A 21,286-nucleotide genomic window follows, 5' to 3' on the forward strand; every position below is an offset into this window, starting at 1 on the left:
CGTTCCGGAAGGAAACCGATTTCAGGATACGCAGCTTCGCGGCGACACGGGTTGTTCGCTGGGCCAATTCCGCCAGCGCTGCCTCGCGGTCTAGAGTGCGGACCATGCGTTGGAGCTGGCTGTTCCTGTCCCTGCTGCTTGGATTCACCGGATGTGCCCATTCGGGCGTCCCGACCCTGCCCGCGAGTCATGGCCATCTGATGTCCGAGATGGAGGCCTTCCAGTTGAAGAAGGGCCTACCGTCGTCGGGGATGTGGGACGTCGCGATAGGGGCCGAGGTGGCGCCGAAGCCGCCGCTCAAGCTGGAGCCAGAGCAGGCACCTCTTGTCTTCGAAGAGGCGGTCAGGACGCTGGGTGGGACCCCCGGCGAGGATGCAGCCCTCAGCGCATTCCGGGACATCGTGGCCGCGTGTGTGGCAGGTCTCGCCGAAGCTTGCAGGCTCGAGTCCGAGGCATTCACCGGTCCGAAGGTGATCTCGCCGGCGGCCTTCACGTATCCCGAGGCGCTGCTCAGGCCAGGTGCGTTCGCCTTCATGGTCTTCCACTGCCGCATCGGCGCGGATGGCCAGGTGCGTGACTGCAAGATCGTGGAAGGGGCGCGGCTGCCCGGCGTCGAGCAGAACCTCGCGGCGTGTCAATTGGCTCGATATCGTCCCGCGACCATCTCGGGGCACCCCGTGAGTGTCGACTACACCTTCCACGTGCGCTTCGTTCCGCAGGGGATCACGTTGAACAGGCATCAAGAACTGGAATGGGCCCGGCTGCGGGTCCGCCAGAATCCCGAGAGCCGTTCGGCATGGCTCAACCTCGCCCGGGAGCTCGCGAAGAATAATCCAGGGGATCCGCTCTATCCCCAGGCCGTCGCCCGCGCCTACTTCCTGGCGCCCAGGAGCGGGTGGGCCGCCAGCGAGGCCGCGTGGCAGCTCGTGCAGTCAGGCCAGTATGCGCCGGCCCTCGGCGCGGTGCGTCCCTTCGTGCGACGCAGCCACAATCCCTATGTGCTGGAGACCGCCGCCGCCGCGCAGTTCGGGCTGAAACAGTGCACCGCCGCACTGGCCGAACAACAGAAGGCCGTGGAGCTGCTGCCCGCGGAATGGCCCGCGCCGGAACGGGAGCGCTTTCAGCGCAAGCTCCAGGACTACCAGTCCGCCTGCGCCCCGCCCAAGTCCGTCAGCGCAGCGACGGATCCTCGCTGATCCGCGCCACCGCGCCGTGCAGGATGCCCAGCTGCCGGGGCACGCGCTCCAGCAGCGCGCCCAGCACGGGGTCGTCACTGGTGCGTGGCAGCGCCAGGGCCGGTAGGGGCGGGGGCTCGCGCCGCTCCTGCAACGCGCTGGCGAGCAGCTCCAGGCTGTCGCTGGCCCGCTGCGCCAGCTGCTGCGGCAGCACCGTGGAGGTCCTCCCATCGAAGCGCCCCGTGCCCAGCGCCGTCACCGCCAGCGCGAACCTGCGCGCGTAGGTGAGCAGCGCCATGCCCGGCTCCAGGTGCCCGGGCGGGCCCCGGTACTCCGTCATCAACCGCTGGAAGGACGACTCCGCCTCCAGCAGCGCCTGGTCCAGGCGGCGGCGCTCCTCGTTCACCGCGGGCTCCGTGCCGCTGCGGTGGGTGACGAGCTGTTGCAGGTACTTCCCGTCCGCGCGCAGGGCGGAGGCCGCCGCGTCCGGGAAGCGGCGGCGCTCCGGGCTGGGCCACAGCGTCCATGAGCCCACCAGCGCCAGCGCCCCCGCGATGAGCACGCCCAGTGAGCGCTGCGACGCCACCGTCCAATCCCCGGAGCTGAGCGTGGCCATCAAGAGATAGTCCGGCGTGAGCAGGACCTGGAACGCGCCGAAGTTCAGCGGCAGCAGCGCCACGGAGATGGCCGTCAGCACGCTGATGACGCCAATCATCATCGGCGGCGTGTGCACCGTGGTCGCGATGAGCGCCGCCAGGCTCGCGCCCACCAGCGTCCCCAGCGTGCGCTGGAGCACGCGCTCCTCCGTGCTGCCCGCGTAGGGCTGGAGGATGGAGATGACCACGAGGCTCACCCAGTGCGCGTCGCCCACCTGCAATGCCCGCGTCAGCCCCAGCGCCGCCGTGGCCACCATCCCCGTGCGCAGCGCGTGCCGCAGCACCACCGAGTCCGCGTGCAGGTGGTCGCGAATCGGCCGCCACAGGGAGAACCCCGGCGCCTGTCTGGGACCGCCCACCGTGCCCTTGCCTCGCGCCGACACCGGGTCTCCGAAGAGCAGGCCCGACGCCGTCTCGTGCGCCACACCCGCGTGCTCGCGCAGCCGGTCCAGCAGCGTGGCGACGTGCGTGGACAGCGGCCCCTTCGCGCTTTGCCGCACCGGGGGCACGGCCATCCTCGCGGGCTGCCGGCGACGGGGTCTCAGCGCCAGCCGGGGCGGCTCGCGCATGCCCTCGTTGCGCTCCTGCCTCAGCGCCCGCGATACCCATTGGTCCATCGCGCCGAAGGCCTCGCACAGCCTGATGACCCGTTCGCGTGTGGCGTGCATGTGCGGGTCGCGCCCCACCACCTGCATCGCCTCCGCCAGAGCACTGAGCAGCGCCACCATGGGCTCCACCAGCTCCACCAGCACCAGCAGGTGTTCGCCGCGCCGGGACTCGTCTGGCCTCCCGCGCCGCGTGGCCGCGAGCACGTCGCGCGCCCGTTCGATGTCCGGGCGGATCCGCGCGTGGCGCTTCAGCCCCGCTGCCCACGACTCGGCCGTGGCTCCATCCCGCGTGGCCCTTCCCAGGTCCTCCGCCGCGATCGCGAGCCCCGCGTACACCTGCGCCACCGCCCGGCGCGCGGGGCGATAGGGCCTGAGCGGCCACAGCAGCAGTGACAACGCCATCGCCCACAGGCCCCCCAGCAGCAATGCCGCGCCTCGCAGCACCGCCTCTCGCGGCGAGGCGGTGGGCGCGCCCAGCGACACGACGAAGATGACGGCGAGCTGCCCTCCCACGGAGCCCGCTGTCTCGCCGTAGCAGCGCGCGAAGTTCGCCGCGGTGACACCCAGGAGCAGCAGCGTGGCGTCCACCACATAGGTGTGGCCCGCGGGCGCGGCGAGCAGGCCGACCAGCGCCCCCAGCACCGTCACCACCCCCATGACGCGCGCCCGCACGCGGTAGGAACCGCCCTTGTCCGCGAGCGTGACGAGCAGCCCCGTGAGGCCCGCCCAGCCGGCCTGGGGCACGGTGGTCAGGAAGGACAGACACAGGGGCAGGGCGGTGGCGACGGCGGCCCGGATGCCCGCCCACAGGGCCGGTCTTCCGGGGTCCACCCGGAGGAGCGACTGGAGGTGTCTCCGCAGTCGATGGCGCATGGATTTCGGGGGAGCGGCGGGCCGTCACCCCAGAGGGTGGCTACGGCCGTCCCCATCCACAGGCGGGGGAAGGTCCTCCCCCTCAAGGCCCGGGCGCCACCCGGGCAGTACCCCGGGCCCCGCGCCACAAGCCCCTCCCTCCCGGAAGGCGGAGGCGGGTGGCCCGGCGTCAGCCCGTTCCCAGGGCCGGCGCAGCCTCGTTGGGCGCGCCTTCCGCTTCGAGCGCGGTGCCGTCCCATGGGATGTAGCGCACGCCCGGCATCTGCTCCGGGCCATGGAACTCCAGCGCGCCCACGGTGGAGGTCAGCTTCCCGGTGGGCTTCCACGCAGCGAAGGGGTGGGGCCGGGAGAACAGCTGCACCTCGCAGCGGGCCACGTCGCTCTGGGCCACCATCACGTCCCAGCCCTTGGGGTCGCGGTACGCGTAGCCCACCAGCGTGCGCGGGTCGCACCACGCGCGGCCCTCCACGGCCACGGTGGCGGACGCGGCGCGGAAGGACAGCTCCCCGGACGCGGGCGACGTCACGCGCGACAAGAGCACGTGGGGCATTTCATGGAACGTGTGCTCGGCGTCTCGCGTGCGCAGGTAGATGGGCGACAGCTGTGGGTGGCCCCGCTTGCGCTTCGCGCGCACCGCCATGATCTCCAGCCGCGCGTCCGGGTCCTCGGAGAAGCGCGGGCAGTACAGCCACGTCAGCTCCTCCAACCGCCGGTGGCCCCACAGGTGCTTCTGCAGGCCGGGCGCGCCCTTCACGTCGATGCGCTCGCCGTCCACCGTCACCGTGCCTTCGAAGAGGACGTCGTCGTGCACGTGGGCCACCTGCGTGGGCAGGGGCAACAGCGCGGTGCCTCGCGGTTCGCGGCGCACGGGCTCCGGGTGTCCGCCCTGGAAGCGCAGGTCCCACGCGATGGAGTGCCCGCCGCTGGCCACCTGTCCGTGGACGTGGCCGGGCGTCAGCTCCGAGTCCGCGATGCGCACGCCGCCGTCCGGCAGCGCCGTGAACGCGGAGGCCGGATGGATGGCCTTGAGCGCCACCGCGGGCCGATCCTGGGACGCGCAGTCGAACGCCGCCGCCCACAGGGTGGCGCGAGGCTCGCCGCCGCTGCCCGGCGCGGGCGTGAACAGGGTGTAGCGCAACCACCAGGCGCGGTCTCCGCCCGGGTCGAGCACCACCAGGAACCAGATTTCGAAGAACCCCTGCTGATGACCGTTCCAGCGCGGCAGGTTGGCGCGCTTGCGCGACGGCATTTGGATGAATCCCCCTCTTCGCGCGGCGTTCACGGCCCCGACGCCGCGCGCAGACCCTCACGCTGGCAGATGGGGCCCGGTGCGAGCAAGGGGCCCCGGGGTCGCGGATCCGCGAGCATGGGGACGCTGGTGACTCAGGCGCCCGGAGCGCCCCAGGACACGCGGTACGTGACGCTGTCGTCGTCGAACTGGACCACGTCCACCTGCGTGGCCGGGCCGCTGGCGGCGCGCACCGTGGCCAGCATCACGCCCTGCTTGAAGTAGCGCAGCAGGCCAGGCTCGTTGAGCCACAGGTCCGCCTCGCGCTCGCCGCGCTCGGTGATGCGCACCTCGGTGTAGTTGTTGCCGGTGCGGAAGCTGTGCTGCGTGCGCAGGAGCATCCGCTTGGGGCCGATGAGCCGCAGCACGCCCAGCAGCGCCCGGCCCACCATCGTGTCGCGGTAGCCGTCGATCATCCGCTCGCCGAGCATCCGCCACGCCACCGGATCCGGCTGCTCCGGGTGCAGCGTCTTCGCCGTCAGCGCCACGCAGCGCGTCCACGTGTCCAGCGAGTACGCGGGCTGCAGGGGCCGGTCCAGGTCCAGGCCCTCCTTGCGCAGCTGCTCCTTGAGGGCAAAGGGCACCTTCCCGGAAAGTCCCCGGACGAAGAGTCCTTCGACGATGGTCGGGAATACGAGTTTCTCGGCGGTGGCCATGGGGGCCATTCCGCCCAGCACCGCGCGTTCTGGTCAAGACCTACCGCCCGGGCGACGTCCAACGCCCGAAAGCGCGGTCATCCTCCAGGGCCATTCCACCCGTTCCCGCACCCGTGAAACATCACGTGTATCCGCGAAATTCACGCAAGGTGCGTAAACACTCCCAGCCCTCGCGGGGAGCGTCCATCTGGTAGCGTCCGGGCGCCCTGGCTCCCCCTGGCTGACCTCCCGATGACGTCCCGTGTCCTGACGTGCCTGCTGCTGTCCGTGCTGTGCGCGCTCCCGGCCCTGGGCGCCCGGCCGGTGCCCGCGCCGGCCGCGGACGGCATGGCGATGCTCCAGCGGGTGGATACGGCGCGGGTCCAGGGCAGCCCCAGCACGCTGCGCACGGAGCTGGACGCGCAGCAGGCGAAGGCTCCCAAGGACCCCATGCCCCGGGTGTACCGGGCCTTCCTCGCGCTGCCCTCGGACGAGAGCTTCGCCGAGTTCAAGGCGCTGGCGGTGGTGTACCCGGAGAACCCGTGGCCGCACGTGGGGATGGGGCTCGTCTACGTGCGCTGGGGCATGTTGAAGGACGCGGCCGCGCCGCTGGAGACCGCGCGCAAGGCGGTGCCCGGCTTCGCGCCCGCGCTCTGGGCGGACGGACTGCGGCTCCAGGCGGAGGGCAAGCCCGCGGAGGCGGAAGCCCGGCTGCGTGAGGCGCTGACGAAGCTGGACATCCCGCGCTTCCGCACGGACCTGGCGCTGCTCCTGGCGGGCCGGCCGGGAGCCGCGGCGGAGGCGCGCGCGTTGCTGGTCCGCTCGGTGAAGGACTGGCCCGAGCAGCCGGAGGCGCTCCAGGTGTTGTCGCGACTGGCGCGCGAGGCCGGAGACGCGAAGGCGGGCGCGGAGGCCGGCGCGCTGCTCGTCGCGCTCCAGCCGCATGACCGCGAGGCGCACCGGCGGCAGGCGGAGGCGTGGCTCGCCGCGGGCGACAAGGCGCAGGCGGTGAAGATGCTGGAGCGCTACTCGACGCTCGGGGGCGCGGAGCCCGCGGTGCTCTCCACGTGGGTGAAGCTCGCCGTGGAGCTCGACCGCCCGGAGGACGAGGCGAAGGCCCTGGTGCGCCTGGCCGCGGCGACGCCCAAGGACCCCGAACCGCTCCTACGGCTGGCGACGCTGGCGGAAGCGAAACAGGACGTGGCCGCCACGGAAGCGCGGTTGGATCAGGCGGCGGCGCTGGCCCCGGAGCGCGCGGACATCCAGGTGCGGAGGGCGCGGCTGTTGCTCAAGCTGGAGCGCTACTTCGAAGCCATGGCGGCGTACCGCGCGGCGCTTGCCGCTCCGGAGCGGCCGGTGCCCGAGGCGGCGGAGGAGGCCGCGCAGCTGACCAAGAAGCTGCACCTGCCCGCTTCGCCCGCGAAGGGCACGGTGGAGCAGATCTACGACCGGGTGTCGCTGGGGCTGGTGGCGCTGTACCTGGAGCACCTGATGGAGAAGCCGGACCTCAAGGGCAACCTGAAGGTGCGCGTGGACCTGGACCCCACGGGGAAGGCCACGAACGTGGTGGTGCTCTACGACAGCCTCCAGGACGTGCTCATCACCCACAGCGCACACGTGGCCTTCATGGACGCCCAGTACCCGCCCGGCAGCGAGCCGCAGGTGTACCAGTACGTCTTCCGTCCTCCTCCGCGCTGAGGCGGACATCCGGAGCGTTCTCCCACCGGAAGCCGGTTGACGCTTGGGTCAGCGGACGGCACAGACTGGAAGGTCTCGCGCCAGGAGCCCGCCCGTGAACGCCACACCGCTGACGCCCGCCGCCCTGTGGCCCCGCACGCTGGATGTCACCCGCCACGCGTTGGAGACCGGGGCGCTCCAGCCCATCGCCACGGAAGCGCGCACGGTGCCGGCCGCGAGCACGGAGTTCCAGGTGCGCGTGCTGGGGCGGGTGGCGCTCAAGGAGCGCAAGCGTCCGGCGCCGTCTGGCTCGGAGCCGTTCAACCCGTTCGCGAACCCGGAGCCGGACCTGGTGCTGGGGGACGTGGCGCCCGCGCACGTGTGCCTGCTCAACAAGTTCAACGTCGTGGAGCACCACCTGCTGCTGGTGACGCGGGCCTTCGAGTCGCAGGACGCGCTGCTGACGCCCGCGGACTTCGACGCGCTCTCCACGTGCCTGGAGGGGCTGGACGGGCTGGCCTTCTACAACGCGGGGGAGACGGCCGGCGCCAGCCAGCGCCACAAGCACCTGCAACTGGTGCCGCCGCTGGGGCCAGACCGCCTGCGCGCGCCCGTGGAGGCGCTGTTCCCCGTGCTGCCGGGGCCGGGCCGCGTGGTGGCCGCGGAGTCACTGCCGTTCGCGCACCTGCTGGCGGGCCTGGGGCCGTGGGGCGCGCCGGGGCAGGGCGCGCGGATGCTGGCGGCGTACCGGCTCCTGCGGGACGGGCTGGGCCTGGCGGAGCACGCGCCGTACAACCTGCTCGTCACCCGGGACTGGATGCTGCTCGTGCCTCGGAGCCGCGCGGAGCACCTGGGCGTCAACGTCAACGCGCTGGGCTTCGCGGGGTCGCTGCTGGTGCGCACGCCCGAGCAGTTCGACGCGGTCGCCGCGCTGGGGCCGCTGGAATTGCTGCGCCAGGTCGCGGGCGTGACTCCGTAGGAAGTGTGCAACCGCGCGAGCGGACCGGCACAATGCCCGGGCAGCAGGCTCACCCGTCGACACGGGCAGTCGCACGACGCGGGTGGGGGGCCCGAACCGTATGGAGCGACGACCATGGATGTGAACGAGCTGGCCCGCGTGCCGGGCGTGAATCCCCAGGTTCCCGACGCGGCACGCATCTACGACTACACGCTGGGCGGCAGTCACAACTTCGACGCGGACCGGCAGGCGGCGGAGTACATGTTCTCGCTGCTGCCCTCCACGCGGAAGTGGGTGCGGATGCTGCGCGCATGCCTCCAGGGCGCGGCGAAGCGGTTGTCCGCGGAGGGCTTCACGCACTGGGTGGACTTCGCGTCCGGCCTGCCCACCAACGACCATGTGCACGGCGTGCTGCCGCCGGACGTGAAGGTGCTGTACTCGGACATCAATCCGCTGACGATGGCGCAGGCGCGCGTGCTGTTGGGGAACGAGCCGCGCGTGCGCTACCTGGAGTGCGACATCCGCCAGGCGAAGTCCTTCCTAGAGCGCCCCGACGTGCGCGACTTCCTGGGCGGCGAGCGCAAGGTGGCCCTGGGCGCCAACGGCATCACCGTGTTCCTCAAGGCGGAGGAGAACCAGAAGTTCTTCCGCGACCTCTACGACTGGGCCGCGCCGGGCTCCCGGCTCTTCACCACGTTCGAGACGAAGGACCCCGCGAAGACGACGCCCCAGTGGGAGCAGTTCGTGGGCATGTTCCAGAAGATGGGGGAGAGCTTCGAGCTGTTCTCCCTGCCGGAGTACCTGGAGCTCTGCAAGCCGTGGACGCCGGGCCCCGGTGGCGTGCAGACCGTGAGCCGGTTCCTGGGGCTGCCGGACGACTCCATCACCGAGGAGGACCGGCAGGGCGTGGGCATCGAGTTCTACGCCGTCATCCTGGAGAAGAAGTAGCCGCCGCCTTCGCGCGGTAGCGCAGTCCGATGAGCGCCGCGACGAAGCCCGCCGCGGCGCCCACGCCCAACGCCTGGCGGGGACCGAACGTGTCCGCGACCCACCCGACGATGGGGGCCCCCAGCGGCGTGCCGCCCAGCGCGATGGCCAGGAGGATGGCGAGCACGCGCCCGCGCATGGACGGATCGGTGGACAGCTGCACCAGGCTGTTCGCGGTGGTGGTGAACGTCTGCGCGGACACGCCAATGACGACGAGCGTGACGGCGAAGAGTGCATAGACGGGCATCAGCGCCGCGAGCGTGAGCCCCGCTCCGAAGACCGCGGCCCCCGTCACCAGCAGCCCGATGCGAGGCTGCGCGCGCCGGGCGGAGAGCAGCGCGCCCGTCACGGAGCCGATGGCCATGATGGACGTGAGGAGCCCGTAGCCGCTGGCGCCCTGACCGAAGACGCGCACGGCCATGGTGGAGATGAAGATGGGGAAGTTGAGGCCGAAGGTGCCAATCAGGAAGAACATGGTCAGCACCGCCACCAGGTCGGGCCGCTTCCCGACGTAGACGAAGCCTTCCAGCAGGCCCCCGCGTGTGTGGAGCGCCCGGTCCCTCACGTGCAACTCATTCACGCGAAGCAGGCTCAGCGAGCAGAGCACCGCGCCGAACGAGGCCGCGTTGAGGACAAACATCCACCCGGAGCCCACGGCGGAGATGAGCAGCCCCGCGATGGCAGGACCGAGCATGCGCGCGGCGTGGAACGAGGTGGAGTTGAGCGCCACGGCGTTGGCGAGGTCCTCCTCGCCCACCAGCTCCGATACGAACGTCTGGCGCGCGGGGGCATCGAACGCGGTGACGCACCCCAGGAGGAACGCGAACACGTTCACGTGCCACAGCCGGATGTGTCCGGAGAGCGTGAGCAGCCCCAGGCCCAGCGCCAGCGCGCCCAGGGCCGCCTGCGTGGCGAACAGGAGCTTGCGCCGGTCGAAGTGATCCGCCGCGAAGCCCGTCAGGGGAAGGAGCAACAGCGGCGGCGCGAACTGGAGCGCCATGACCACGCCCACGGCCGTGGCGTTGTTGTGGGTGAGCTGGGTGAGGACGAGCCAGTCCTGGGCGGTGCGCTGCATCCACGTGCCCACGTTGGACACGAGCGCTCCGGCCGCCCACGTCCGGTAGTTGTAGCCGCGCAGCGAATGGAAGGTGCCCTTCATTCCGCGGGAGACCTTATCCGCATGACTCCCCGTTGAGTGCGCAGCGGCCGGACGCGCAGGGCGTGAAGGAAGCGCTGGAGCAGCCCGTGGCCTCGCAGCGGCAGGTGGTGACGCGGCGGGTGAGTGCGTCGCAGCACGGCGCGTAGGACACCGGCGGCGTGCCTGCGTCGGTGCTGGTGCCCGCGTCGGTGCTGACGCCGCCGTCTTCTATTCCGGTGCCCGCGTCGGTGCTGACGCCGCCATCTTCGATTCCGGTGCCCGCGTCGGCCTCCACGCCCGCGTCGACGCCGGCGCCTCCGTCGAAGCTCGTGCCGCCGTCCTGGCTGCCGTGGAGGGTCTCGCAGCTGTCCCGGAGCGACGGCGTGCAGGTGCCGGCCGAGCACGCCTGGAAGCGGATCTCACAGCCGTTGGAGTCCTCGCAGAGACAGGTGTCCACCTGGTTGCGGACGCAGCAGACGGCCCAGGACTCTTCGCCTGGTTCGTCGGGGTCCTCGTAGAGCGGGTCGAAGCAGGCGCCCAGGAGCGCGACGAGGATGGCGATGGCGAGTCGTTTCACGGCGGTTGGGACACCCGGTGCGGCCGGCCTGGGACATGCCGCCGGGGTACGACTAGTATTCCACAGCCCATCGCGGATGCGATGCGATGTCCCAGGCCGCCGGGGCCGGGTGTCTCAAGGACGAAAAGGAAGGTCGGACCCATCGGATGGCGAGCGGGCTCGGTGCGGAGGAGCTCAGGGAGCTCTACGAGCGCTTCGCGCCCGTGGTGCACCGTCGCGCGCTCGCGCTGCTGGGACGCGATGCCGACGCCTGGGACATCGTCCAGGAGGTCTTCGAGCGCATGTTGACGGCTGGCGCGCGGTTCCGACGGGAGGCCCGTCCCATGACGTACGTGTACCGCGTCACCACCAACCTGTGTCTCAACGCGCTGCGCTCGCGCCAGCTGCGGGAGCCGGTGCTCCTGGAGGCGCCGGAGGCCGCGGCGCTCACGCCCAGCCAGTGGGAGGCCGCGGACTTCATCCGCCACCTCGTGGGGCGGATGGGCGAGCGCGAACTGGAAGTGGCCACGCTGCACTTCTTCGACGGGCTGACCCAGGAGGAGATCGCCGGGATGCTGGACGTGTCGCGAAAGACCATCGTCCGCGACCTGGACTCCATCCGGAAGAAGGCGGCGGAGCTGGGGCGGCTGCCGGAAGCGTTGGAGGCAGAGCGTGGCTGAGCACCTGACACGGCTGGAGTTGGACGAGTGGCTGTCGGGACTGGATGCCTCGGGTCGCGCGGAGCGGCACGTGGCCGCCTGCCCGGCCTGCGGGATGATCGCCGAGCGGATGCGGCAGGCGCGAGCGTCGAGCCTGGCCCAGCCCCGAGCGAAGGCGGTGCTGGCGAGGTTGGAGGAGAAGCGCGCCCGGTCCGCGAGGCCCTGGTGGAGCTGGGGCGTGCCGCTGGTGACCGCGCTGGCGGTGGGGCTCGCGATGGTCGTCTATGTGCCGCGAGGCGCGGAGGACGGCGTGCGGCTGAAGGGGACCGTGGCGCTGCGGCTGCTGTCCGTGCAGGGCACGCCGGTGCAGGACGCGAAGCCCGGCGAGCAGATGACGCTCGCGGTGGGCACGGGGCCGTACCGGAACGTGCTGGTGCTCGCGGTGGATGAAGCGGGCGCGGTGGATCCGCTCTGGCCGAGGGACGGGCAGACGAGCGGCACGGTGGAGCCAGGGGCGGAGGTCCGGTTGTTCCCCGCGTTGGAAGTGACGCCGGGGTCAGTGGCGTTGCATGCGTTCTTCTCGGATGCGCCGCTGGACGTGGAGCAGGCGCGGGAGGCGCTCACTGCGCGCGTCGCGGAGGCGCGCGGGAAGGGGCAGGGCCCGCTGGAGGTGGCGACGCCGGAGACCATCGGGAAGGCGCAGGCGCGCACGCTGCTGAGGGTCGTGCCGTGAGCCGCGCGTTGGGCCTGGGTGTTCGGGTGTTCGCGGTGCCGAGCCCGCTGAGGCGCGCTGAAGAAGGGGCACGCCGCTGGGCGCTTGGCTTGGGGGGACAGCTGCTCGCGGTGCCGGAGCCGCTTCCGGGCGCGGCAGTAGAGGAGTCGCCGCGCTGCCGGGCATGGGGCCTGGGAGTAAGGCTGCTCGCTGTGCTGCTCATGGTGCTGGGCCCGCTTCCGGGCGCCGCCGCGGAGGAAGCGCCGCGCCGCTGGGCGCTGGTCGTGGGAGAGAACCAAGGCCTGGCCAGCGAGGAGCGGCTGCGCTTCGCGGAGACGGACGCGCAGCGGATGCGCGAGGTGCTCCAGGAAGTGGGCACCGTTCCGCCAGAGCGCACGATGACGCTGCTGGGTACGGATGCCGCGAAGCTGCGCGAAGCCCTGGCGCGCTTCCGGGCGCGGCTGGCCGTGGAAGCCTCGCCGAGGGATTGGCTCCTGCTCTACGTGTCGTCGCACGCGGGCGACGGCAGCCTGCACCTGCGCGGCACCGAGCTGCCGATGCGCGAGCTGGTGGACTTCCTCAAGGGTGCCCCGGTGGGAGTGGGGCTGCTCATCCTGGACTCGTGCCGCTCCGGTGTCGCCACGCGATTGAAGGGCCTGAAGCCGGTGGCCGCGCCCATCACGATGGAGGCCTCGGACCTGGAGGGCCGGGTCGTCATCAGCGCGTCTGGCGCGGATGAGTACGCCCAGGAGTCGGATGCGTTGCAGGGCTCCTTCTTCACGCACCACCTGGCGGTGGGTTTGCGCGGAGCGGCCGATGCTTCGCGAGATGGGCGCGTCACGCTGGAAGAGGCCTACCGCTACGCCTACGCGAGGACGCTGGAGTCCACGCTCGTCTCACCGGGAGGCATGCAGCGCCCCACGTTTCGCATGGACCTGAGCGGCCGCGGAGAGTTGATCCTCTCCGAGCCCCAGCGCGCGCGAGGCCGCCTGACGCTCGACGTGAAGGCCCCGGGCCGCTGGCTCGTCATGGCGTCGGAGAGTGGCGCGCTGGTGGCGGAGCTGGAGAAGGGCGAGGGCCCCACGACGCTGGCAGTGGCGCCCGGCGCGTACCGGCTGCTGCTGCGAGCGGAGGACGGATATCTGGAGCGGTCGGTGAGGGTGCCGCTCGACGGAGCCGTGTCGGTGGGAGGCGAGCCCCTGGAGCAGGCAGCGAGGATGAGGCTCGCGCGAAAGGGTGGGGCGGGGTCGACGCTGCTGGTCGCGGTAGGGCCATCGCTGACGTCGGGCATCGTGTCGGGCCTGTCGTCGCTCGCGGGCCTGGACGTGCGCCTGGTGCGCGAAGGGCGGCTGTTCACCGGTGTGGACACGTCGGGCCTGGGGCTCGCGGTGCGGCGGGGGACTGGCAGCAGGGTGTCCTTCCAGCAGACGGAGCTGGAGCTGCGGCTGGGCGCGGGGCCGCATTGGAAGCTCGGAGCCTGGACGTTCAGCGGCGCGCTGGAGGCCGGGGCGCTGGCGGTCTTCCAGTCGCGCATCCCGGATGAAGATGCGCGCTTCGGGCTGGAACCGCTGGCGCTCGTCACCGGGGGCGTGCGGCTGGACGTGCGAAGCCGCCTGTCGATGCTCTTGAGCGCCTCCGCCGGAGGCGTCATGGCGAAGCGAGACTCCGGCACGGCGCTGGTGCCCAGGGCCTCCGCGTCACTGATGGTCGGCTACGCGCTCTGACCTGTCGCGTTCGCCCAGCCTGGCCCGTAGACTTCGCCGCCCCATGCGTGACTTCGACGTGCGACAGGCCCTCACTGCGAGCCTCAAGGCCACTCACGCGAGTGACCCTGGAACCCTCATCCGTGAGGAGCTGGGTCTGGAGCACGGGCAGGTCTTCGTGGACGTGGCCGTCATCAACGGTGAACTCCATGGCTACGAGCTGAAGAGTGAGCGGGACACCCTGGAGCGGCTTCCGCGACAGGTCGAGGCGTACAGCGCGGTGCTCGACAGGGCCACGCTCGTCGTGGGCGCCCGTCATGTGCAACAGGCCCTCGGTCTCATCCCCGCATGGTGGGGCGTCAAGACTGCCACGACCCAGCGCGATGGTTCGGTCAGGTTGAGCCCCTTGCGCAAGGGCCGGCGCAATCCCCAGCAACAGATGTCGGCCCTGGTCCGGTTGCTCTGGCGCGACGAGGCGCTGGAGCTCCTGGAGTCACGGGAGGCCGCCAAGGGATTGCGGAGCAAGCCCCGGAAGATGCTCTACGAGCGCCTGGTGGAAGTGCTGCCAGCTGAAGTGCTGCGCGTGGAGGTCCGCCGCCTGCTCAAGGCGCGTGAAGACTGGTGAGCTGCTTCAGCACCTTCGCGATGTGATGGTTTGTTCCCACCTTGCGCCACACGGCCGGGTTTCCGGGCGTCTCTGCTCCACCGGCGCATCCGAAGATGTAGTCGTCGCCCTGACTGAAGGTGCGCCCGGCGTAGCACTCCTGTTCCACCAGGTACTGTGCCAGCGCGGCGTATTGCTCATATCCGAGTCGCTTCAATGCGCCGCCGCGCACCACGAGCCAGTGGTCGTCCGCCGTGTAACGGATGTTGGGGCTTCCAGAGTGGAGTGCCGCGTCCGCTGAGGGAGGCTGTGCCCCTTGGATGGCGTAGTCGCCGTAGGTGGGCACCCGAACGAGCGACTTCGCTTTCCCGGAGAGGATTCGCCACAGGATCCAGTCGGCACGCTGGACCTTTGTCGGCAGTTTGATGTCGCTGATGGACCGCGGAAATGCGCCGGCCGCCACGGTCAGCGTTCGAAAGGCCATCAGCCCATCGATAGCGCCGATGACGCCCGGGAGACTCTTCGAGAGCACGCCCACGTCGTCTGCCGCGATGGGGCCCAGGTCCAGCACCAGGTCGGCGGCTTCACGAGTCGTCCCTGTCTTTCGAAGGGTCGACGAAAGCGCCTCGTCGAGGTCGTCCCCGAACAGCTCCTTCTTGCGAATGCGGACGCATACACCCCGCTGGTCTTCGGCGACCGCAGACCTGACCGCGACCTGGTATTCGGAGTCACGCTCAGGGCCTGTGACAGGGACGAGCGCGACTCCAGCCTCCCTGGCCTTCGCCAGGACGTAGGTCAGGGGATGTTCTCCGGAGGCCATCGTCTGCGCGGGTGCCAGGTGAAGCCCGTCGATGAAGGCACGGCTATTCGGGATCGACTTCGCGAGATGAGGCCCCGTCCTGGCAAGCAACTCCTCCAGCGTTTCCATGCGGAGGGTCTTCCGCCTGTCTTTCTCTCGCTTGGGCTTGAGCGGCCGGATTTCGAAGAGCGGGGTCACCCGCTGGCGCTGCGCGGCCTCAAGCTGCGCGAGGGCATCGCGCTCTCCCTGCATGAACTTGAGGATGGGCACGTAGTGCGTTCGGTTGAAGCCTTGTGTCACCTGGATGTTCCCCCCGGGATGTGACGCAAGCCTGCCTGGGTCGTGCCATCGCGTGGCGGTCCCAAAGGAGGTATTGCGTTGGAGGCCACTCTGCCATCCAGCCCTGACACACCAGACCGGTCAGTCGTCAGCGGCTGATGCTTCCAGGTAGAACACGCCTCGCCTGTCTTTCACCGGAGCCACCCATGACCCTGCGCCGCCACTTTCTGCTCACCGTCACGCTGGGCCTCACCCTGGGCTGCGCGGGCGCGAAGCCCACCGTGCCCGCACCCGCTGAACCGGGCGCGCTGGAACGGGTGGCGCTGGTGCATGGTGGCGCGGGGCCGTGGGCGGTCGCGGGCTACCGGATGGGCGATTACGCGCTCCAGCAACTGGGCCTGCCCCGGGGCAGCTTCAAGCTGGAGGTCGTCCATCACAGCCCGGCGAAGGTCCAATACACCTGCGTCGCGGACGGCGCGGCGGCGGCCACCGGCGCCAGCCTGGGCAAGCTCAACCTGTCGCTGGAGACCACACCCTCGCCGGAGGATGTCGCGACCACGTTCCGCAACCGCGACACCGGCCAGTCCCTCACGCTCCGCCCGTCCGCCAGCTTCGTGCAGCGCTTCCGGGACGTCCCGCGCGAGAAGCTGGGCGAAGCGGGCCGGGCCGTCCTCACCCTGCCAGACGCCGAAGTCTTCGAGACCGTCACGCCTGAGCGGAACGCCGCTCAGAGGACGACGAGCGAGATGGCCAGCGCCGGCAGCGCGCCCTGGACGATGCTGGCCACGAGGAATTTCCGGTTGCTGCTCACCAGCACCACCGCCGCCGCCAGCATGCACCCGCAGCCGAACACCACCGCCGCCACGCCCGACGCCACCGCGCCCGAGTGCACCACCGCCACGCCCACCAGCACGCCCACGGCGAGGAACAGGTTGTAGAAGCCCTGGTTGAGCGCCATCGGCTTCACCACGTCCGCGTCCGCCTGCGACTTCAGCCCGAAGCGCTTCCACACCTTCGGCTGCGAGAAGACGATGCTCTCCATCACGAAGAACAACACGTGGATGAGCGCGGCGATGACCGCGAAGACCTGTGCCAGTGGCGACATGATGACTCCCCCTCCGGGGTTGGGATATTCTGAACCAGTCAGTTCCGAATTCATATTGAAACGGTCAGTTCAGAATTGTCAAGGAGGGTGACGTGGCGCGGACGCGGGCGTTCGACGAGACAGAGGCGGTGCGGGCGGCGTTGGGAGTGTTCTGGTCGCGCGGCTACGAGGCGACGTCGCTGTCGGACCTGGAGGCCGCGACGGGGCTGAACCGCTCCAGCCTGTACCAGACGTTCGACAGCAAGCGCGGGCTGTTCGCGCGGACCATCGCGCTGTACCTCCAGGAGGTCATCGGGCCCCGGCTGGGTGTCTTCGCGAAGGACGCGCCGGGCCTCGAGCAGGTGACGGAGTACTTCGAGTCGCTCGCGGCGACCATGGCCACCGCGCCGCCAGCGCTGACCCGGCGGGGCTGCCTGCTGGTGAACACGGCCACGGAGCTGGGCCCGCATGACGCGGAGGCAAAGCAGGCGGTGGAGGACTACCGGGCGCTCCTGCGAGGCCACCTGACGCGGGCCCTGGAGGGCGCGGCCCGGGCGGGCGTGTTGCCGCGCAAGACGGTGGCGCGCCGGGTGGAGCTGCTCCTGGGCGCGGTCATCGGGGTGCTCGTCACGGCGCGCGTGGACCCGGCGGCCGCTGCGAAGCTGGCCCAGGCGACGGCGAGCGAGGTGGCGGGCTGGGCGGGGTAGGGGGGCGCCGGGCTTGTCCGGCGTGGGAAGGCTGGTACAAGGGCGCGATCTCCCGAGGCGCCCCGTGCCTCCGTCCCCCGAGGCTCCGATGGAATTCTCCGCGCTCTCGCTGTCGCCCCCGCTGCTCCAGGTGCTGGAGGAGTTGGAGTTCAAGACCGCCACCCCCATCCAGGCACAGAGCATCCCGGTGCTGTTGCAGGGAAAGGACCTGGTAGGCCAGGCGCGCACGGGCAGCGGGAAGACGGCGGCGTTCGCGCTGCCCATCCTGCAGAAGGTGAAGCTCACTCAGGACCGGCGGCTCCAGGCGCTGGTGCTCTGCCCCACGCGCGAGCTGTGCGCGCAGGTGGCGGGAGAGATTCGCAGGCTCGCGCGACGCATGCCGGGCGTGCAGGTGCTGGCGCTCGCGGGCGGGCAGCCCATCCGGCCGCAGGTGGAGGCGCTGGAGAAGGGCGCGCACATCGGCGTGGGGACACCCGGGCGCATCATTGACCTGCTGGACCGCGAGGTGCTGGACACACGGCACCTGGCCACGGTGGTGCTGGATGAAGCGGACCGGATGCTGGACATGGGCTTCCGGGAGGACATGGAGCGGGTGCTCGGCGCGACGCCCTCGAAGCGGCAGACGGTGCTCTTCTCCGCGACGTTTCCGGACGACATCGAGAAGCTGAGCCGCGCGTTCCAGAAGGACCCCGTGCGGGTGTCGCTGGCGCAGGAGGAGGCCGCGCCGGACATCCAGCAGGTGGGGTACGCGTGCACGCCGGAGGAGAAGCAGACATTGCTGTTGCGGCTGTTGCGCCAGCACCAGCCGGCCTCCGCCATCGTGTTCTGCAACTTCAAGGCGGTGGTGGTGGAGCTGACGCGAGCGCTGGTGCAGGCGGGCGTGAGCGCGGACGGGTTGCAGGGCGACCTGGAGCAGTTCGACCGGGACCGGGTGATGGCGAAGTTCCGCAATCACAGTACGCGCGTGCTGGTGGCCACGGACGTGGCGGGCCGGGGCATCGACGTCGAGGCGCTGGACGCGGTGGTGAACTACGAATTGCCGCAGCAGCCGGAGGCGTACGTGCATCGCATCGGCCGCACGGGGCGCGCGGGCCGTCGCGGGCTGGCGCTGTCGCTGGTGACGCGCTCGGACAGCCGCAAGGTGGAGGACATCGAAGGGACGACGGGCGTGAAGCTGGAGAAGGGGGACGTGGACGCGCTGGTGCCGGAGAACGTGCCGGGCGTGTCGCTCATCTCCGGCTGGGAGACGCTGTCCATCTCCGCGGGGCGCAAGGACAAGATGCGGCCCGGAGACATCCTGGGCGCGCTCACGGGCGATGCGGGCGGGTTGAAGGCGGAGGACGTGGGCAAGATTGAAATCCACGACCATCACGCCTTCGTCGCCGTCTCCAAGCGCGTGGTGAAGGTGGCGTTCCAGCGGCTGAGCGAGGGCCGCATCAAGGGCCGCAAGCACCGCATCGAACGCGTGCGGTGAGGGACTACTAATCTCATTCGAAATTAGTAGTAGATTGGGAGTTCAAGCCCATGCGACTCCCCGCGACGCCTCCCGACCTCCATGCATTCGTCCAGACGGTGGCAAGGTCAGGGAAGGAGCACCTTGTCGCTCTGCTGGAGCACAAGGCCGTGGGGCCAGAGCTCGACGGGCGTTATCTCCATTGGGACGAGCTTCGCCGGCATCCCGCGCCAGAGGGCATGACGCATGAGGAGTGGTGGTACCGGGTCAAGACCGCGCGAACCACGTTGGGCGCCGACCTGCCGCTCCTGGACAAGACGGGGCAGCCGTTCTCCTTCACCCGTCCTGACGGGCTTTTTTCGGGCCTGCACCGGATCGACCGGCAGCTCGGAAAGGGGCTGGAACTGGCGGACCCTCAACTGGCCAATGCAGGCGTCCGGGACCGATACATCGTCGAATCGTTGATGGAAGAAGCCATCACTTCCAGTCAGCTGGAGGGTGCCTCCACGACCCGAAAGGTTGCCAGGGAGATGCTGGAGCAGGGACGTCCGCCTCGGACCAAGGACGAGCGGATGATCTTCAACAACTTCCAGGCCATGGAGCTGATGCGCCGGAATGCGCATGTGCCGCTGACGACCTCCCTGCTCCTGGAGCTTCACGAAACCATCACGCGTGACACGCTCGACCCAGGCGAAGAGGGCCGCTTGCGGCACGGCGATGAGCCCGTCACGGTCCAGGACCGGGCGAGTGGAGCGATCCTCCACGTCCCCCCTGATGCCAGTGAGCTGCCCGGCCGATTACGGAAGCTCTGTGCGTTCGCGAATGGCTCCGACGGGAGCGTCTTCATCCATCCCGTCGTGCGCGCCATCGTGATCCACTTCATGCTCGCCTATGACCATCCCTTCGTGGATGGCAACGGCCGCACCGCACGGGCGCTGTTCTACTGGAGCATGATCCGGGAGGGATATTGGATCGCGGAGTTCCTCTCCATCTCCCGGATCATCCAGCGCGCCCAGATGCAATACAGCCGGGCGTTCCTGTTCACGGAGACGGACCGGGGAGACCTCACCTATTTCCTCCTGCACCAACTGGACGTCATCCAACGCGCGACCGATGACCTCTACGCGTATCTGGAGCGGAAGGGGCAAGAGGCCCGGCAGGTGGATCTCCTCCTCAAGGAGGATGCGGGCCTCAATCCCCGGCAGCGGGAATTGCTGGCGCATGCCCTCCACCATCCGACCGCGCGCTACGACATCCAGTCGCACCGGCGTCGGCACGGAGTGGTTTATCAAACCGCCCGACAGGACCTGCTCGACCTCGAAGCCGCGGGGTTCTTGGAGAGAGAGCAGGTCGCACGGGCCTACTTCTTCTCGCCTGTTGCCCACCTGGAGAGACGGCTCAAGAAGCACAAGCCCTGAGGCGGGTCACCCCGGCGCGCTCTTGCGCTCCGTCGCGACCGGCGCCTGCGTGTGCTTCGCCAGCGCCTCCATGATCTGCTCCGCCTTCCACCCCGGATCCAACACCGGGCAGAAGTAGCCCGGACCCGCGCGTTCGCGGACGGCCCAGGCGAAGAAGTCCCTCGCCACGGTGTGGACCTCTTCTGGCAGGAAGAGCGCCGCCACGTCGTACTCCGTGAAGCGCATGAGGCCTGGGACGCGCCACTCCCGCTCCCAGTCGAAGCGGTAGCTGTAGGGCGCGTTGTGCGCGTCACCCTGGATGTCCACGAAGGGCGTCACCGCCCACACGGGCTCCTTCTGGGGCTCCTTCGCCGCCAGGGCCTGGTCCAACTGGTGCTTCATCGCCAGGTGTGCCGGGGAGCCGTATTGCACGTACCAGACAGGGCCTCCGCCCTGCGACAGGATGAAGCTCTTCCGGAAGGCGATGCCGTACAGACTCCGGCGCTGCACCAGCCTCGCGAGTTGATCCAACGGAATCTCGCTGAAGCACACCGAGCGGTGCCGGTCCGCCACCGCCGCCTCCCGCCGCGCGATGCCAAACCCCTCCGCGCCCGGGATGAGCGTGCGCGCTCCCAGGATGCTCATCATGTTCTGGTAGGCGTCGTGGTACGGGGGCCCGGGCTTCGTGAAATGCACCACGAAGTCAGACATGTCCCGCCACTGCGCATTCGCCTGATACCCGAGCATCGCCTCGCGAGTGTCCCGGCCCGGTCCCTCCTTCGCAACACAACGTGCCGGGTTGTCCCAAGGCCTGCCCGCTCTCCTGACGTGCGAAGGCGTCAGGACAGGCGGACGGGCGCTGGCTCCCTCGGCCGCGATAGGCGCATCAATGCCAGGCCCGCGAGCACCGCTCCTGACGCCACCGCCGCCTCCCGCGCGCTCGCGCCGAAGGCCACCAGCGTCAGCCCCAGCACCAGCGTGGGCACCGCCAGCAGCGCGTGCACCGGCCGCAGGTTCCGCTCCCGCCGCAGAGACAGCACCGCGAGCGCCGCCGCCGTGACACCGAATTGCATCAGCACCGCGATGGCGGAGAGCGCGAAGAGCTCCGACAAGTCCCCCAGGTTCACGAACCCCAGCACCAGCGCCCACGTCACCGCCAGCGCACGCATGGGCACTCCCGACGCCGACATGCGCTCCAGCCCGAACAGCGAACGCTCTCCGGAGGCCAGCGCGGACAGGTAGCGCGGCGTCGTCACCATCATCCCCACGCAGATGCCCAGCGCGGACACGCTCGTGCCCGCTCCCACCAGCCGCTCCAGCCCCGCGCCGCCCCACACC

The 21,286-nt window shown here is 70.3% G+C and carries 19 protein-coding genes and 2 pseudogenes; 12 read left to right on the forward strand and 9 right to left on the reverse strand.

Going from position 1 to position 21,286, the window contains the following annotated elements; translation table 11 throughout:
* Positions 1-104 precede the first annotated feature (104 nt).
* A complete protein-coding gene (locus D7Y11_RS43285; protein WP_158641937.1) occupies positions 105-1,196 on the forward strand; it encodes an energy transducer TonB in 1,092 nt (363 codons plus the stop codon).
* On the opposite strand, the gene D7Y11_RS13550 is transcribed toward D7Y11_RS43285, so the two are convergent.
* From D7Y11_RS13550 to D7Y11_RS13560, 3 genes are all read right to left on the reverse strand, one after another.
* Positions 1,171-3,312, reverse strand: coding sequence for an FUSC family protein (locus tag D7Y11_RS13550; protein WP_121753447.1), 2,142 nt, complete (start codon positions 3,310-3,312; stop codon positions 1,171-1,173). The genes D7Y11_RS43285 and D7Y11_RS13550 overlap by 26 nt on opposite strands.
* Before the next feature lie 169 nt (positions 3,313-3,481).
* Positions 3,482-4,561, reverse strand: a complete 1,080-nt coding sequence (locus D7Y11_RS13555; protein ID WP_126933901.1) for a hypothetical protein — start codon at positions 4,559-4,561, stop codon at positions 3,482-3,484.
* A gap of 134 nt (positions 4,562-4,695) precedes the next feature.
* A complete protein-coding gene (locus tag D7Y11_RS13560) occupies positions 4,696-5,256 on the reverse strand; it encodes a DUF2378 family protein (protein WP_120563545.1) in 561 nt (186 codons plus the stop codon).
* Positions 5,257-5,487: 231 nt separating this feature from the next.
* On the opposite strand from D7Y11_RS13560, the gene D7Y11_RS13565 reads away from it, so the two are divergent.
* The 3 genes from D7Y11_RS13565 (at position 5,488) to D7Y11_RS13575 (ending at position 8,818) form a co-directional block, all read left to right on the forward strand.
* Complete coding sequence (locus D7Y11_RS13565; RefSeq protein ID WP_121753445.1) at positions 5,488-6,933, forward strand: hypothetical protein; 1,446 nt, start codon at positions 5,488-5,490, stop codon at positions 6,931-6,933.
* Between the two features lie 94 nt (positions 6,934-7,027).
* Positions 7,028-7,891: an ATP adenylyltransferase gene (locus tag D7Y11_RS13570; RefSeq protein ID WP_121753444.1), complete on the forward strand. Its 864-nt coding sequence runs from the start codon at positions 7,028-7,030 to the stop codon at positions 7,889-7,891.
* 114 nt (positions 7,892-8,005) lie between these two features.
* Positions 8,006-8,818, forward strand: coding sequence for an SAM-dependent methyltransferase (locus D7Y11_RS13575; protein WP_120576412.1), 813 nt, complete (start codon positions 8,006-8,008; stop codon positions 8,816-8,818).
* Here D7Y11_RS13575 and D7Y11_RS13580 read toward each other — a convergent pair.
* Positions 8,799-10,016: an MFS transporter gene (locus D7Y11_RS13580; protein WP_121753443.1), complete on the reverse strand. Its 1,218-nt coding sequence runs from the start codon at positions 10,014-10,016 to the stop codon at positions 8,799-8,801. The two genes, D7Y11_RS13575 and D7Y11_RS13580, sit on opposite strands and share 20 nt — an antisense overlap.
* 13 nt (positions 10,017-10,029) lie before the next feature.
* The gene (locus D7Y11_RS13585; RefSeq protein ID WP_121753442.1) at positions 10,030-10,572 is read right to left on the reverse strand and encodes a hypothetical protein; all 543 of its coding nucleotides are present in this window, start codon (positions 10,570-10,572) and stop codon (positions 10,030-10,032) included.
* 146 nt (positions 10,573-10,718) lie between these two features.
* On the opposite strand from D7Y11_RS13585, the gene D7Y11_RS13590 reads away from it, so the two are divergent.
* Genes D7Y11_RS13590 through D7Y11_RS13605 form a run of 4 tightly spaced genes read left to right on the forward strand, consistent with a single transcriptional unit; the run spans position 10,719 to position 14,250 of the window.
* A complete protein-coding gene (locus tag D7Y11_RS13590) occupies positions 10,719-11,231 on the forward strand; it encodes a sigma-70 family RNA polymerase sigma factor (protein WP_120576415.1) in 513 nt (170 codons plus the stop codon).
* Complete coding sequence (locus D7Y11_RS13595) at positions 11,224-11,943, forward strand: hypothetical protein (protein ID WP_121753441.1); 720 nt, start codon at positions 11,224-11,226, stop codon at positions 11,941-11,943. Before D7Y11_RS13590 ends, D7Y11_RS13595 begins: the two co-directional genes overlap by 8 nt.
* Positions 11,940-13,646, forward strand: a complete 1,707-nt coding sequence (locus tag D7Y11_RS13600; RefSeq protein WP_126933902.1) for a caspase family protein — start codon at positions 11,940-11,942, stop codon at positions 13,644-13,646. The genes D7Y11_RS13595 and D7Y11_RS13600 overlap by 4 nt, the downstream gene beginning before the upstream one ends.
* Before the next feature lie 43 nt (positions 13,647-13,689).
* Positions 13,690-14,250, forward strand: coding sequence for a sce7726 family protein (locus tag D7Y11_RS13605; RefSeq protein ID WP_121753439.1), 561 nt, complete (start codon positions 13,690-13,692; stop codon positions 14,248-14,250).
* Here D7Y11_RS13605 and D7Y11_RS13610 read toward each other — a convergent pair.
* Complete coding sequence (locus D7Y11_RS13610; protein WP_121753438.1) at positions 14,228-15,328, reverse strand: beta family protein; 1,101 nt, start codon at positions 15,326-15,328, stop codon at positions 14,228-14,230. The genes D7Y11_RS13605 and D7Y11_RS13610 overlap by 23 nt on opposite strands.
* 185 nt (positions 15,329-15,513) lie before the next feature.
* On the opposite strand from D7Y11_RS13610, the pseudogene D7Y11_RS44960 reads away from it, so the two are divergent.
* Positions 15,514-15,996 (forward strand): annotated as a pseudogene (locus tag D7Y11_RS44960) (FmdE family protein); the annotation flags it as partial.
* A 38-nt stretch (positions 15,997-16,034) separates the two neighbouring features.
* On the opposite strand, the gene D7Y11_RS13620 reads toward D7Y11_RS44960, so the two are convergent.
* Positions 16,035-16,412: a DUF1304 domain-containing protein gene (locus D7Y11_RS13620; protein WP_121753437.1), complete on the reverse strand. Its 378-nt coding sequence runs from the start codon at positions 16,410-16,412 to the stop codon at positions 16,035-16,037.
* Between the two features lie 92 nt (positions 16,413-16,504).
* On the opposite strand from D7Y11_RS13620, the gene D7Y11_RS13625 reads away from it, so the two are divergent.
* The 3 genes from D7Y11_RS13625 to D7Y11_RS13635 all read left to right on the forward strand — a co-directional run bounded on the left by D7Y11_RS13625 (position 16,505) and on the right by D7Y11_RS13635 (position 19,969).
* A complete protein-coding gene (locus tag D7Y11_RS13625) occupies positions 16,505-17,098 on the forward strand; it encodes a TetR/AcrR family transcriptional regulator (RefSeq protein WP_121753436.1) in 594 nt (197 codons plus the stop codon).
* Between the two features lie 88 nt (positions 17,099-17,186).
* The gene (gene dbpA, locus D7Y11_RS13630) at positions 17,187-18,572 is read left to right on the forward strand and encodes an ATP-dependent RNA helicase DbpA (protein ID WP_121753435.1); all 1,386 of its coding nucleotides are present in this window, start codon (positions 17,187-17,189) and stop codon (positions 18,570-18,572) included.
* Positions 18,573-18,622: 50 nt separating this feature from the next.
* Positions 18,623-19,969, forward strand: a complete 1,347-nt coding sequence (locus D7Y11_RS13635) for a Fic family protein (RefSeq protein ID WP_120581403.1) — start codon at positions 18,623-18,625, stop codon at positions 19,967-19,969.
* A 6-nt stretch (positions 19,970-19,975) separates the two neighbouring features.
* On the opposite strand, the gene D7Y11_RS13640 is transcribed toward D7Y11_RS13635, so the two are convergent.
* Positions 19,976-20,659, reverse strand: a complete 684-nt coding sequence (locus D7Y11_RS13640; RefSeq protein ID WP_233597515.1) for an abortive infection system antitoxin AbiGi family protein — start codon at positions 20,657-20,659, stop codon at positions 19,976-19,978.
* 128 nt (positions 20,660-20,787) lie between these two features.
* Positions 20,788-21,286, reverse strand: a pseudogene (locus D7Y11_RS13645) (APC family permease); the annotation flags it as partial.

Origin of the sequence: Corallococcus sp. AB018 (assembly GCF_003986945.1) — a bacterium.
In the GTDB taxonomy this organism is placed as follows: Bacteria; Myxococcota; Myxococcia; order Myxococcales; family Myxococcaceae; genus Corallococcus; species Corallococcus exiguus.